This window comes from Allosphingosinicella indica, assembly GCF_900177405.1.
In the GTDB taxonomy this organism is placed as follows: domain Bacteria; phylum Pseudomonadota; class Alphaproteobacteria; order Sphingomonadales; family Sphingomonadaceae; genus Allosphingosinicella; species Allosphingosinicella indica.
In genome coordinates, this window is sequence record NZ_LT840185.1 from 1,709,607 (window position 1) to 1,723,575 (window position 13,969).

General features: G+C 67.6%; 11 protein-coding genes and 1 tRNA gene. 4 read left to right on the forward strand and 8 right to left on the reverse strand.

Annotation, left to right across the window (positions count from 1 at the left end):
* Positions 1-109: 109 nt before the first annotated feature.
* Complete coding sequence (locus tag B9N75_RS08415; protein ID WP_085218390.1) at positions 110-1,504, forward strand: M48 family metalloprotease; 1,395 nt, start codon at positions 110-112, stop codon at positions 1,502-1,504.
* 65 nt (positions 1,505-1,569) lie between these two features.
* A complete protein-coding gene (locus B9N75_RS08420) occupies positions 1,570-2,265 on the forward strand; it encodes a DsbA family protein (protein ID WP_085219493.1) in 696 nt (231 codons plus the stop codon).
* 188 nt (positions 2,266-2,453) lie between these two features.
* Here the strand turns inward: B9N75_RS08420 and B9N75_RS08425 are convergent, their stop codons facing one another.
* Together B9N75_RS08425 and B9N75_RS08430 are read right to left on the reverse strand one after the other, a co-directional pair.
* The gene (locus B9N75_RS08425; protein ID WP_085218391.1) at positions 2,454-3,131 is read right to left on the reverse strand and encodes an RlmE family RNA methyltransferase; all 678 of its coding nucleotides are present in this window, start codon (positions 3,129-3,131) and stop codon (positions 2,454-2,456) included.
* Positions 3,128-4,186, reverse strand: coding sequence for a Ppx/GppA phosphatase family protein (locus B9N75_RS08430; protein WP_085218392.1), 1,059 nt, complete (start codon positions 4,184-4,186; stop codon positions 3,128-3,130). Before B9N75_RS08430 ends, B9N75_RS08425 begins: the two co-directional genes overlap by 4 nt.
* 142 nt (positions 4,187-4,328) lie before the next feature.
* On the opposite strand from B9N75_RS08430, the gene B9N75_RS08435 reads away from it, so the two are divergent.
* Both B9N75_RS08435 and B9N75_RS08440 read left to right on the forward strand, forming a co-directional pair.
* Positions 4,329-4,402, forward strand: a tRNA-Gln gene (locus B9N75_RS08435).
* Positions 4,403-4,487: 85 nt separating this feature from the next.
* Positions 4,488-6,155, forward strand: coding sequence for a dipeptidyl-peptidase 3 family protein (locus tag B9N75_RS08440; protein ID WP_085218393.1), 1,668 nt, complete (start codon positions 4,488-4,490; stop codon positions 6,153-6,155).
* Here B9N75_RS08440 and B9N75_RS08445 read toward each other — a convergent pair.
* From B9N75_RS08445 to B9N75_RS08470, 6 genes are all read right to left on the reverse strand, one after another.
* The gene (locus B9N75_RS08445) at positions 6,152-7,300 is read right to left on the reverse strand and encodes an osmoprotectant NAGGN system M42 family peptidase (protein WP_085218394.1); all 1,149 of its coding nucleotides are present in this window, start codon (positions 7,298-7,300) and stop codon (positions 6,152-6,154) included. The genes B9N75_RS08440 and B9N75_RS08445 overlap by 4 nt on opposite strands.
* Complete coding sequence (gene ngg, locus B9N75_RS08450) at positions 7,297-9,057, reverse strand: N-acetylglutaminylglutamine synthetase (protein ID WP_085218395.1); 1,761 nt, start codon at positions 9,055-9,057, stop codon at positions 7,297-7,299. Before ngg ends, B9N75_RS08445 begins: the two co-directional genes overlap by 4 nt.
* Positions 9,057-10,826: an N-acetylglutaminylglutamine amidotransferase gene (locus B9N75_RS08455; RefSeq protein ID WP_085218396.1), complete on the reverse strand. Its 1,770-nt coding sequence runs from the start codon at positions 10,824-10,826 to the stop codon at positions 9,057-9,059. The genes ngg and B9N75_RS08455 overlap by 1 nt, the downstream gene beginning before the upstream one ends.
* Positions 10,827-10,988: 162 nt before the next feature.
* Positions 10,989-12,119 carry a sensor histidine kinase gene (locus B9N75_RS08460; RefSeq protein WP_085218397.1) on the reverse strand — a complete coding sequence of 377 codons (1,131 nt, stop codon included), beginning with the start codon at positions 12,117-12,119 and terminating at the stop codon, positions 10,989-10,991.
* Positions 12,120-12,397: 278 nt separating this feature from the next.
* Entirely contained in the window at positions 12,398-12,787 is a 390-nt protein-coding gene (locus B9N75_RS08465) for a RidA family protein (RefSeq protein WP_085218398.1), read from the reverse strand.
* The gene (locus B9N75_RS08470; protein WP_085218399.1) at positions 12,784-13,968 is read right to left on the reverse strand and encodes an acyl-CoA dehydrogenase family protein; all 1,185 of its coding nucleotides are present in this window, start codon (positions 13,966-13,968) and stop codon (positions 12,784-12,786) included. Before B9N75_RS08470 ends, B9N75_RS08465 begins: the two co-directional genes overlap by 4 nt.
* Position 13,969: the final 1 nt, after the last annotated feature.

Sequence of the window (13,969 nt, forward strand, 5' to 3'; positions counted from 1 at the left end):
TCCCGGTCGCTGCCGGGGTGGCGCTCGTCGCTTTCATTTGAGGTTCAGGCGCAGCGGGTCTAGAAATCGGGTCCGGCCCCGAGCGGGCGCAAGACGGATCGCTCCCTGGATGTTCTTTTCCCGTCGCGCAGTTTCCGAGACCGATCGACGCGGCCCGGGCTGGTTCGCGCGGCTGCTGGCGATCGTCACGCTGAGCTTCGCGGTCGCCGCGCAGCCGGCGTTGGCGCAGCAGCAGATCCTCCGCGATTCCGAGACGGAGGCGATGCTCAACGAGATATCGCGCCCGCTGATCGAGGCGGCGGGGCTGCGGCCGGAAGACGTGCGCATCGTCCTCATCGGCGATCCTTCGCTCAACGCCTTCGTCGCGGGCGGGCAGATCGTCTACATCAATTCGGGCACCATCACCCGCGCCGACAATGCCAACGAGGTGCAGGGCGTCATCGCGCACGAGCTCGGCCATATCACCGGCGGCCATATCGCGCGCATGGGGCAGGGGATGCAGCAGGCGACGAGCATCGCCATTCTCTCGCTGATCCTCGCCGCGGCGGCGATGGCGGCGGGCGCGGGCGAGGCGGCGACCGGGGTGATGGCCGCAGGCCAGCAGGCGGCGATGGGCAAGTTCCTCGCCTTCACGCGTACGCAGGAATCCTCGGCCGACCAGGCGGGCGCCAAATATCTGTCCGCCGCGGGCGAGAGCGGCAGGGGATCGATCAGCTTCTTCAAGCGCATCCAGAACGAGGAGTTCCGTCTCGCGATCCCGCAGACAGACAGCTACAACCGCACCCACCCGCTGACCGGCGAGCGGCTGCAGGCGCTGGAAAATCTCTACAAAAACGATCCCGCGTGGGACAAGCCGACCGATCCCGCGCTGGAGGCGCGCTTCCAGCGCGTCCGCGCCAAGCTCGCCGGCTATATCGACGATCCGCAGCGGACGATGACGCAGTTCCCGGAAAGCGATACGAGCGTGCCAGCGCGCTATGCCCGTGCCTATGCCTGGCACAAGCGCGCCTATCCGGACAAAGCCGGGGCGGAGATCGACGCGCTGCTCGCCAATGCGCCGCACGACCCCTATTTCCTCGAGCTGAAGGGCCAGATCCTCTTGGAAGGCGGCAAGCCCAGGGAGGCGATCCCGCCGCTGCGCGAAGCGGTGCAGCGCTCCGGCAATGCGCCGATGATCGGCGCCTTGCTCGGCCACGCGCTGATCGCCACCGAGGACGAAGCCAATTTCGCGGAGGCCAAGCGCGTGCTGCGCCTCGCGGTGGATCGCGACAACGACAATCCCTTCGCCTGGTATCAGCTCGGCATCGTCTACGACCGCGAGGGCGATCAGGCGCGCGCGGCGCTGGCGACGGCGGAGCGCTACAATCTCACCGGCCAGCCGCGGCTTGCGATGTCGAGCGCGGAGATGGCGATGCGCGGCATCCCGCAGGGCACGCCCGACTGGATCCGCGCGCAGGACATCGCGATGGTTTCCAAGACCGCGACCGAGAAGAAGCGGCGCTGATGGCACCGGAGCAGGGGCAGGAGGCCGCGGCGGAGCGCCGTGGCGGCATTTCGAACAATTGGAGAATGGGTTTGGCCGCAGGATTGGGCGGGGTGCTGCTGGGCGCCGCCGCGATGGCGCTCGCGCCGGGGGGCGTCGCGACGGGCGACAAGGCGGCGATCGAGAAGATCGTACGCGATTACATCCTCGAGAATCCCGAGATCATCCAGGAAGCCGCGAGCAAGCTGCACGAGCGTGAGCTGGCCAAGACGGTGGAAGCGAACCGCGCGCTGATCGAGACGCCGTTCGCCAGCGCCTGGGCGGGCGATGCCAATGGCGATGTCGTGCTGGTCGAATTCTTCGATTATGCCTGCGGCTATTGCCGCAAGAGCGTCGCCGACGTCGACCGGCTGCTCGCCGAGGACAAGAGGCTGAAGGTGGTGTGGCGCGAACTGCCGGTGCTGGGGCCGGACAGCGTGACCGCGGCGCAGGCGAGCCTGTCGGCGGCGCAGGGCGGCAAGTTCCGCGCTTTCTACAAGGCGATGTATAATGCGGGGCGCCCGACCACCGAGAATATCGCCGCGGCGCGCAAGGCGTCTGGCGTGACGGCGCCCGCGGCGCGGGTCAGCCATCAGGCCGAAATCGACAAGAATTACGAGCTCGCACGCGCGATCAACGCCAGCGGCACGCCGACGTTCGTTGTCGGCGACAAGGTGCTGCAGGGCGCGGTGGGGTATGATGCGCTGAAGGCCGCGGTCGCCGAAGCGCGGGCGAAGAAGTGATGGTAGAAATCCCCCCCCCCTCGAGGGGAGAGGGATACGGAGACTTGGCAGCTCGCTGCCTAGTCGCAGTTGGGTGAGGGGTGACAGCGTTCGAGGTTACTCGCCACCGCTGTCACCCCTCACCCAGCTCCGCCTAAGCTCCTGCGTCGCCAAGGCTGCGCAACCCTCTCCCCTCAAGGGGAGAGGGGCTAGGTTTGTTGCTCTTCGCTACCCTTGAACCCCTGCGCCACGACATACCATTCGCTCGATCCCTTGCGGCTGGCGGGGGGCTTGGCGTGCTTCACGGTGGTGAAGGCGCGCTTGAGATCGGCGACGAGCCCGTGGTCGGCGCCGCCCGCCAGCACCTTGGCGACATAGGCGCCGCCCGGCCGCAGGATTTCGGTAGCGAACAGCAGCCCCGCCTCGACCAGCGCCATGGTGCGGAGGTGATCGGTCTGCTGATGGCCGACGGTGTTGGCCGCCATGTCGGAGAGGACGAGATCGGCAGGGCCGCCGAGCGCCTCCTTGAGCAAGTCGGGCGCGGCATCGTCCATGAAATCCATCTGGAGGATCGCGACGCCGTCGATCGGATCGGTGGGGAGGAGATCGATGCCGACGACCGACGCCTGCGGCAGCCGCTTGCGCACCACCTGGCTCCACCCGCCGGGCGCGATGCCGAGATCGACGACGCGCTTCGCGCCCTTCAGGAAGGCGAATTTCTCGTCGAGCTCGATGAGCTTGTAGGCGGCGCGGCTGCGATAGCCTTCCGCCTTCGCGCGCTTGACGTAGGGGTCGTTGAGCTGGCGCTCCAGCCAGCGCGTCGATGCGATCTTGCGGCCCTTGGCCGTGCGGACCCGCGTGCGTGGCCCGCTCCCGGCACGGCTCATATCCGGTGCCCGTCGCGCGCCATCAGCGAGCGGAGGATGCCCTCGCGGATGCCGCGATCGGCAACGCCCAGCGTCTTGGCGGGCCAGATGTCCATGATCGCCTCGAGGATGGCGCAACCCGCGACGACGAGGTCGGCGCGATCGGAACCGATGCACGGCAGTTCGGACCGCTCGGCATGGCTCATCCGCGACATCCGCTCGGAGATGTCGCGCATCGCCGCCGTCGGCACCATCAGCCCGTCGATCGCTTTCCGGTCATAACTCGGTAGCGCGAGGTGGACGCTGGCGAGCGTGGTGACGGTGCCGCTGGTGCCCATCAGCCTGATGTCAGTCTTGTCCTGCGGCAGCAGCTCGGCGAAGCGGCGAAAGGCGTGGCGCGCGCGCTCGCGCATCCGGCCGTAGGCGGCGAGCCGCTCCTCGGGGCCGGGAAGATCCTTGCTGTGCGTCTCGCTCTCGGTCAGCGAGACGACGCCCCACGGCGCGCTCCACCAGCTCTTGATCCGCGGCGTCGCGACGCCGTCTGTGTCGACCAGCACTACCTCGGTCGATCCGCCGCCGATGTCGAAGATCAGCGCCGGGCCGTCGCCGGGCTCCAGCAGCCGGTGGCAGCCGAGCATGGCGAGCCGCGCTTCCTCTTCGGGCGCGATGATGTCGAGCCGGATGCCGGTCTCGTTGTGGACGCGCTCGATGAACTTGCGGCCGTTGACCGCGCGGCGGCACGCTTCGGTGGCGACCGAGCGAGCGATCGAGACCTTGCGGCGCCGCAGCTTGTCGGCGCAGACCGAGAGCGCGCTCAGCGCCCGGTCCATCGCCGCATCGCTGATCCGCCCGCTCGCGGCGAGGCCTTCGCCCAGCCGCACGACGCGCGAGAAGGCATCGACCACGACGAAGCCCTGCTCGGCGGGACGCGCCACCAGCAGCCGGCAATTGTTGGTGCCGAGATCGATCGCCCCATAGGTGTGACGAGGACTCGTCCGCACCGGGGGGCGGGAGGGGACCGCACCGGCCGCTCCGTTCAGCGGCGTCTGCGGTGCCGTGGCGGCCGTCTGCGCCATAGCCCGAACTACTCTTATATTTTCGTTTCGGACGGCCGGAGCCGCCCAGTGACTTGCCGCCGAAGGTATAGGCAATGTGTTAAGAGAGCAAGGACGGCCCCCTTGACCGCCCAAGGCCGCCCGCCTAATTGGCCCGCACCGCTGCCCGATCGTCTAATGGTAAGACTACGGACTCTGACTCCGTCAATCGAGGTTCGAATCCTCGTCGGGCATCCAGACCTCCCTACATCCCCACCCGCATTGCATCCGCTCTCTGCGGCGCTACACCGTTTCGCACCACGCGGAATCGAGGAGAGGATGTATGCGTAAGCTGGTGCTGGCGGTGATGCTGGCGGGCGTCGCGGCGTGCAACACGAGCCCTGCTAAGGACGAGGCGCCGGCGGCGAAGGCCGACAGCTACGATCTCGACGCGCAGCGCGCCAAGATCGCGCGGATCGCGATGGTGCCCAACACGTCGTTCCTGAACGCAGAGGAGAAGCAGGTGGTGAACCTGCTGATCCAGGCGGCGGGCTATATGGACCAGATTTATCTCCGCCAGCGCTACGCCGACAATCCGCGGCTGCGCGCGGCGATCGCGTCCGGCAACGCGCCGAACCGCGACGCTCTACTCGACATGTTCGACCTGCATTACGGCCCGTGGGACACGCTGGAGGAGAACCATCCCTTCTCGGGCACCACGGCGATGCCGGCGGGGGCGGGCTTCTATCCGGCCGATCTCACCAAGGAAGCGTTCGACACCTATCTCGCGGCGCATCCGGGCGAGAAGGAGGCGCTCACCAGCCCCTATACGGTGGTGACGCGCGACGGCGACCGGCTGGTCGCGGTGCCGTATAGCGAGGCCTATCGCGAATGGCTCGAGCCGGCGGCGAAGCTGCTCGAACAGGCCGCGCAGACGACGAGCAACGCCAGCCTCAAGAAATTCCTGACGCTGCGCGCCGCGGCCTTCCGCAGTAACGATTATTATCCTTCGGAGCTGGCCTGGATGGACGTCAAGGGCACGCCGATCGAGGTCGTGATCGGCCCCTACGAGGTCTACACCGACAATCTTTTCGGCACGAAGACCGCCTATGAGGCCTTCGTGACGGTGATGGACCCGTCGGCGAGCCGCGAGCTCGACAGGTGGAAGGCGCTGCTGCCGGACATGGAGCGCAACCTTCCGGTCGAGGAGAAATACAAGAATTTCAACCGGCCGTTCGACTCGCCGATCGTGGTGGCGGATCAGGTCCGCGGCGGCGGCGACAATGTGCCGGGCGTCCAGACGGTCGCCTTCAACCTCCCCAACGACGAGCGGGTGCGCGAGGCGAAGGGCGCCAAGAAGGTGATCCTCGCCAACGTGCTGGGCGCGAAATACGACCGCATCCTGGCGCCGATGGCGGGGCAGGTGCTGGTCGCCGATCAGGCCAAGCTCGTCTCCAAGAAATATATGACCGAGGAGACGCTGTTCCACGAGCTGTCGCACAGTCTGGGGCCGGGGACGATCACGCTCGACGGCCGAAAGACGACGGTCAACGCCGAGCTGAAGGATCAATATTCCGCCATCGAGGAGGCCAAGGCGGACGTGATGGGGGTCTACAACATCCTCTTCATGATGCGGCAGGGCCAACTTCCCGCGGCGGAGCGCGAGGCGGCGCTCGCCACCTATTTCGCGGGCATCTTCCGCGCCGTCCGTTTCGGCATCGACGAGGCGCATGGGCGCGGCGCGGCGATGCAATATGAGTATCTGCGCGGCAAGGGCGCATTCGAATGGGTGCCCGAGGACGAGCGCTTCCGCGTCAACTTCGACCGGATGGAGGCGGGCATCCGCGATCTCGTCGCCGATCTCGTGCGGCTGCAGGGCAATGGCGATTATGCCGGGACGAAGACCTTCTTCGACCGGCTCGCCAAGCTCGATCCGAACGCCCGCACGGTGCTGGCGCGGACCGGCGACATACCGGTCGACATCCAGCCGGAATATCCGGCGAAGATCTAGTCGCCCTGCGGCACCGCGTCGGCCATCGGCGCGGGGTCGCTCGGCTGGCTGGTAAAGCCGTGCATGTCCGCAAGCTCCGCCGCGTCGCGGCCGATCTCGACTGCGCTCATCGCATAGCGGACGGTGAGCTCCGCGATCGAGGTGAGCGCGTGGAGGTGGATGCGCTCGTAGCCGTGGCTCGCATCGACGCCGAAGGTGATGAGCGCAGTGCGCACGTCCGCGCCGCCCTCCAGCGCGGAGGCGCTGTCGGAGCGGTAGTAGCGGAACACGTCGCGCTGGTGGCGAATGCCGCCCTCCTCGCACAGCCGGATGAGCTTGCGGGTGAGGTGATAGTCGAACGGACCGACCTGATCGGCCATGCAGATGGTCACGCCGAACTCGCTGCTGTTCTGCCCCTCGGCGGTGGTGCCGTTGTCGATCGAGACCATCGCCGCGACATCGTCGAGCAGCACCGACGAGGCGCCCGAGCCGACTTCCTCGGCAATAGTGAAGATGAAGTGGATGTCGACGGGTGTCTCGACGCCCGCGTCCTGCATCGCCTTCATCGCCGCCATCATCGCGGCGCAGCCCGCCTTGTCGTCGAGCTGGCGCGAGACGATGAAGCCATTGTCGAGAAATTCGGTGCCGGTATCGATCGCCACGAAATCGCCGATGCGCAGGCCAAGCGCAGCAGCCTCGGCTTGGTTGAAGCTTTCCGCATCGACGCGGACTTCGACATGCGGCCAGCCGGCGGGCTGGGTGTCCACCTCGTCGTTGAAGGTGTGACCGGAGGCCTTCAGCGGCAGGATCGTGCCGCGCAGCGACCCGTCGTCGGTGTAGATGGTACAGCGGCAGTATTCGGCCGCGCGCGCCGCCCAGGTGCCGATCGGCACCAGCTCCAGCCGGCCGGTCTCCTTAATCCGCTTCACCGTCGCGCCGAGCGTGTCGAGATGCGCGACGATGGCGCGCGCGCCTTCGGTCTGTTTGCCCTTGTAGCAGGCGAGGATCGCCCCGCGGCGCGTCACCTGATGGCCCATGCCGATCCGCGCCAGCTCCTCCGTCACGTGGCGGACGACGTTGTCGGTGTAACCGGTGGGGCTCGGGATCGCGAGCAGCGCGGCGAGCTGGGCCTTGAGATATTCGGGATCGATCTCGGGAAAGGTCATGCGGTCTTCCGTCGGCGGGCGGCCCGGGCGGATGCGGGCATGGTCATGGGGAACAGCAAGTCGATGAACGCCTGCGCGGTGGGTTGGGGTTCATGGTTGGCAAGGCCGGGGCGCTCGTTGGCTTCGATGAAGACATAATCGGGCCGCGTCGGATCGGGGACGACGAAGTCGATGCCGCACACCGGGATGTCGATCGCGCGGGTGGCGCGGATCGCAGCGTCGACCAGTTGCGGATGGACGATCGCGGTGACGTCGTGAATCGTGCCGCCGGTGTGGAGGTTCGCGGCCTTGCGCACCGCGAAGTTCGCGCCTTCGGGAGGGATGTCGCCGAGGGCATAGCCGGCCTTGCCGACGCAGCGCTCGGTCTCGCCGTCAAGCGGGATGGTGGATTCGCCGCCGGTCGCGGCCTCGCGGCGGCGGCTCTGGCGGGCGATGAGATCGCGCACCGTATCGCGGCCGTTGCCGACCACCTCGGCTGGGCGGCGGACCGCGGCGGCAACGAGCTTATGGCCGATCACAACGAGGCGTAGATCGTCTCCCGGATGATAGCTTTCGACGATCACGCGGTCCGACAATGCGGCGGCGCGGTCAATCGCGGCTTCGGCATCCTCAACCGTCTCGAGATCGACGGCGACGCCGCGCCCCTGCTCGCCGCGTGCCGGCTTCACCACGAGCGATCCGTGGGTGTCGAGCAGCGCCTTCACGGCATCTGTGTCCGCGGCCTCGACCTGCTCCGGCACCGCGACGCCGGCTTCGGCGACAATGCGGCGGGTCAGCGCCTTGTCGTCGCAGACGGAGAGCGCGACCGCGCTGGTCAGTTCGGACAGGCTCTCGCGACAGCGGACGCTGCGCCCGCCGGAGGAGAGCCGGAAGAGCCCACCCGGCGCGTCGAGTACCTCGACGCCGATGCCGCGGCGCCGCGCCTCGTTTACAATGATCCGCGCATAGGGGTTCATCGCCTCGGCCGGATCCTCGCCGACGAACAGCCGCTCGTTGATCGGGTTGCGGCGCTTGACCGTGAAGGTCTGCAGCCGGACGAAGCCGAGCTTCTCGTAAAGCGCAATCGCGCCGTCATTGTCGTGGAGGACGGAGAGATCCATGAATGCCGCGCCGCGCGCCTGGAAATGCTCGGCCAGCCAGCGGACCAGCGCCTCGCCGACGCCCGCCTGCGCGGTTTGCGGATCGACCGCGAGGCACCAGAGCGATGAGCCGCCCAGCGGATCGCCCGCGGCGCGGCGATGATCGACGCCGGTGACGGTGCCGATCACCGCGCCGGTCTCACTGTCCTCGGCGACGAAATAGGTGAGCGCGCGCCGCTCGTCGCCGCCGCGGCGGTCGAAAAAGTCGGGGCGCACCTGGACCATGTTGTTAAGCGCGTAGATGCGGTTGACCGCGTCGGCATCCGCTTCGCCCGCCATCCGCCGGATGAGGAAGCCCGAGGGCCGCCGCCGCGCGGGGCGATAGGTCGATAGATCGAGCCGGTAGGTGTGCGAGGGATCGAGGAACAGCTCGGTCGGCGCGCGCGCGATGACGACGTGCGGATCGCCAACATAGATGGCGATGTCGCGCTGGTCCGGCCCCTCGGCGCGGATCTCGGAGACGAGCGCGTCGGTATCGGCAAAGCTGTTGGCGAAGAGCAGCCGGCCCCAGCCGCAATCGACCACGGCGTTGGGCTCGGGCGCGTCGCCGCGCAGGTAGCGGTCGCGGTTGTGCGCACGTTCGAGCCGCGCCTCGCTCCGCCCCTGGTTGCGGCGCATCAGCCGACGCCCTGCTGCTGGAGCCAGAGTTCGAGAAGGCCGACCTGCCACAGTTCCGATCCGCGCAGCGGCGTGATGTGGCCGGTGGGATCGGCGAACAGCGTGTCGAGCCATTCGGTCTCGAACAGGCCGCGGTCCTTGGCGGCGCGGCTCGTCAGCGCGTCGCGGACCAGATCGAGATAGGGGCCGTCGATATATTTGAGCGCGGGGACCGGGAAATAGCCTTTGGGCCGGTCGATCACTTCGGACGGGATCACCGTGCGCGCGACGTCCTTCAAGATGCCCTTGCCGCCGTCGGCGAGCTTGAGTGCGGACGGGATCTGCGCGGCAAGCTCGGCGAGTTCGTGGTCGAGAAAGGGGACGCGCGCCTCCAGCCCCCAGGCCATCGTCATATTGTCGACGCGTTTCACCGGATCGTCGACCAGCATCACCAAACTGTCGAGCCGGAGCGCCTTGTCGACCGGATCGCCGGCGCCTGCCATCGCGAAATGATCGCGGGCGAAGGCGCGCGGCATCAGCGCCGCCTCGCGCCAGTCGCCGCCGAGCTGCGCGCGGAGCGTCTCGGCATCGCGATCGAAGAAGGCACCGGAGTAAGCCGCGAGCGGATCGCTGGCGCCGGCGAGCGGCGGATACCAGTGATAGCCGCCGAATATCTCGTCCGCGCCCTGGCCCGACTGGACCACTTTGATGTGCTTCGCGACCTCGCGCGAGAGCAGGTAGAAGCCGATATTGTCGTAGCTCACCATCGGCTCGGACATCGCGCCGATCGCGCCGGGCAGCTCGCGCAGCAGATCGCCCGAGGGGACGAAGAGCTGGTGGTGATCGGTCGCATAATGGCGCGCGATGAGATCGGAATAATGGAATTCGTCGCCCTTCTCGCCATGCGCTTCCTCGAAGCCGATCGAGAAGGTGGCAAGGCCGTGCTGGCCCATCTCGGCGAGCAGCCCGACGATCAGGCTGGAATCGACGCCGCCGGAAAGCAGCACGCCGACCGGCACGTCGGCGACCATGCGGCGCGCGACGGCGGTGCGCAGCGACGCGAGCAGTGCTTCGCGCCATTCGCCGGCGTCGCGCGGCCGGTCGGTGCCGAAGCCCAGCGTCCAGTAGCTCTTCTCGCTGGAGCTGCCGTCCGGCTCGATGGTGCGGATCGTCGCGGGGGCGAGCTTGCGGACGCCCTTGAGGATCGTCCAGGGCGGCGGCACCACCGCATGCCAGCTCATGTAGAAGGCAAGCGCCTCGGGATCGACCGACGTATCGAGGTCGCCTGCTGCGACGAGCGCCGGCAGGGTCGAGGCGAAGCGGAAACGGCCGGAGGTTTCCGCATAGTAGAGCGGCTTGATGCCGAAGCGATCGCGGACCAGCGATACGCGCCCGCTGTCGCGCTCGTGGATCGCAAAGGCGAACATGCCATGGAGCCGCTCGACCGATTTCGGCCCCCAGGCGTGCCAGGCCTTGAGGATCACCTCGGTGTCGCCGCCCGAGAAGAACCGATAGCCCGCGTCCTCGAGCTCCTGGCGGAGTTCGCGATAATTGTAGATGCAGCCGTTGAAGACCAGCGACAGCCCGAGATCGGGATCGGTGATTGGCTGGTCCGACTTGTTGGACAGGTCGATGATCTTCAGGCGCCGGTGGCCGAGGCCGACCGGACCGCGCAGCAGCATCCCGCCGGCATCGGGCCCGCGGGGCACTTCGCTTTCCATCATCCGGGCGATCGCCGCGGCATCCGCGGCTTCACCGTCAAATCTGATTTCGCCCGCTATCCCGCACATGAGGACGCGGCCTTCTCGGCATGAATTCCGTAAGGCATGGCCTAGACACTAGGGTCCAAGGCCGTGGTTTCAACCCTTGGCGGCCGATCCGCGCAGGCAAAATGGGCGTTCGATGGCCAGAATATCGCGGCATTACTGACATGGATCAGCTTTCGCCGTCGTTCAGACAACCAGTTCGGATCGCTCCGGAATCTCGGCCGCGGTTTCGCTCATCTGGAGCGGGAGCTGGATGCGGACGCGGCAACCCGCATCGCCGCCGCTTTTTTCGAGATTCGCCTCCGGGCCATAGTTGAGCAGCAGCCGCTCGCGCACGTTGGAGAGGCCGACGCCGGTGCCGGGCGCGACATCGCCGCAGCCATCGCCGTCGTCGCTGACCGTCAGCACCAGCATATCGCCCTCACGCGCCGCGGCAATCGCGACATGGGTGGTCCGCGTCGAAGGCGCGACCGCATATTTGATCGCATTCTCGACCAGCGGCTGGAGCAGGAAGGGCGGCATCAGCGCGTCGGCGAGATCGGGCGGCAGATCCATGTCCACGGCCAGCCGATCGCCGAAGCGCACGCTCTCGATCTCCAGATAGGAATCGAGCATGTCGAACTCCTCGTCGACGCGCGAGAGGCTGTGCGGATCGGCGGTGAGGCTGGCGCGGAGGAAGGATGAGAGCCGGTCGATCATAGATTCCGCCTCGTCCGCGCGGCCGACGATGACGAGGCTGGAGATGGCGTTGAGCGTGTTGAACAGGAAGTGCGGATTGAGCTGGAAGCGGAGCGCCAGCATGTGCGCGTCGCGCTCGCTGGCGCGCGATGCGACGAGCAGACGACGATGTTCGCGGAGCTTGAGGTTAGAGGATTGAAACGCGAGCAGCGCGACGAACATGCCGGTGTTGTAAGTGTTGAGCGTCGCCGAGCGGATGAAAGCGAAATAGGCGGTGCCGAATTCGGTCATCACGATGCCGGCCCAGGTGCGGAGCTGGGTGTCCCACAGCGACTGCAGGATCGCGACCGCGAACACGCCGATCGCGACCAGCGTCCAGCGCTTTTCCGCGCGGTAGCGCGACGCCCAACGCAGCAGGAAGAAGAGCGAGAAACCCATCGCGCCGTCGACGATCATCATCGGGACGCCGATGCCGAACGTCTCGATCAGGGAGGTCTGCCCGCGCAGCACGCCGGAGACGGTGAAGATCGCGAGGGTGCAGGAATAGAAGAGCAGCGCCAGCCGGACGGCGGCGGCGAACTCCGCCTTCCGCTGCACGGTGCCGTCGAGCAAGGGCGGGGAAGGAGCGGCCGTCAGCATCGGGCACCACCGGAAAGAGCGGCCGCCAGGATACGGCGGTCGCGGATCAGCGGCAAGATGGCGCCGCGGCGACTTCCCGAAACGGCGCAGGCGGTTGCGGGGCTATCGCCCCTCCCCGCAAGGGAGGGGTTGGGGGTGGGTCGCGAGCGACAGCGAGCGCTACTGTGTCGGGAGCGCCCTTGCGGGCATTGAGCCCGCGCGGTCGCCGGACCCACCCCTGGCCCCTCCCTTGGCAGGGAGGGGAGGAGCTTGTGTGATCTTGTTCGACGCTCAGCCCCTTAGGGCACCACCGCAGTCGCCTCGATCTCGACCAGCGCTTCATCCTCCATCAGCGCGCTGACCTCAACCACCGACATCGCGGGCCAGTTCCGGCCCAGGATCTCCCGGTAGATCTCGCCGACCCGGCGCGCGTCCTTGAGATAGGCTTGCTTGTCGGTGACGAACCAGGTGAGGCGGACGATATGCTCCGGCCCGGCGCCATCCTCGGCGAGCACCGCGACGATATTCTTGAGCGCCTGACCGAACTGGCCGGCGAAATCCTTGGCGGGAAAGCTCTCGGTTTCGTCCCAGCCGATCTGGCCGGCGACGAATATCATCCGCCCGCTTGCCGACACACCGTTGGAATAGCCCTTGGGGCGCGGCCAGCCGGCCGGTTGCAGCATCTTCATTGTCCGCTCTCCGCCTGATGCGCCTGCAATGCGGCGCGCGCGATCACCACTTTTTGCACTTCGCTCGCGCCCTCGTAGATGCGGAGCGCGCGGATCTCGCGATAGAGCCGCTCGACCATCGTGCCGCTCTTGACGCCCATGCCGCCGAAGAGCTGCACCGCCTGATCGATGGTCTGCTGCGCCGTCTCGGTCGCGTGGAGCTTGGCCATCGCCGCCTCGCGGGTGACGCGGGGCTGGCCCCGGTCCTTGGCCCAGGCAGCACGGAAGATGAGGAGCTGGCTCGCATCGATGCCCAGCGCCATGTCGGCAAGCGCGGCCTGCGTCATCTGGAGATCGGCGAGCGGCTTGCCGAAAAGCTGGCGCGAGGAGGCGCGTGCCAGCGCCTCGTCAGCGGCGCGGCGCGCGAAGCCGAGCGCCGCGGCGCCGACGGTCGAACGGAACACGTCGAGTGTCGCCATCGCGATGCGGAATCCTTCGCCCGGGGCGCCGATGAGATGATCATCGGGCACGAAGCAGTCGGTGAAGCGCAAGGTCGCCAGCGGGTGCGGCGCGATCACGTCGATCCGCTCGACGATTTCGAAGCCCTCGGTGGCGGTGGGGAAGGCGAAAGCGGTGAGGCCCTTCGCGCCTTCGCCCTCGCCGGTGCGGGCGAAGAGGGTCAGGATGTCGGCGATGCTGCCGTTGGAGATCCAGGTCTTCTCGCCGTTGATCTTGTAGCCGCCCGCGACCTTCTCGGCGCGAGTGCTGGTGCGGGCGACGTCCGATCCGGCCTCGAGCTCGGACAGCGCGAAGCCGGCGATCATCGCGCCGCGCGCGACTTCGGGCAGATAGCGCTGCTTCACCGCCTCGTCGGCGAAGAGCGTGATCGCGCCGGTGCCGAGCCCCTGCATCGCGAAGGCGAAATCGGCGAGACCGGAATGATAGCCGAGCGTCTGCCGCGCCAGGCACAGCGAACGCACGTCGAGAGTCTCGCTGGTGCCGCCATAGGCCGCCGGGACGGCGAGCCGCAGCCAGCCGGCATCGCCGAGCAGCCGCACGAGCGCGCGGCAATCGGCATCGACATCGCCGCTTTCGTGGTGGAGATCGGCATCATGGTCGGCCGCCCATTGCGATAGCCGCGCGTGGAGATCGCGATGCGCATCGTCGAGGAACGGCCAGGCGAGGAAGCTCGTGTCCGCCACG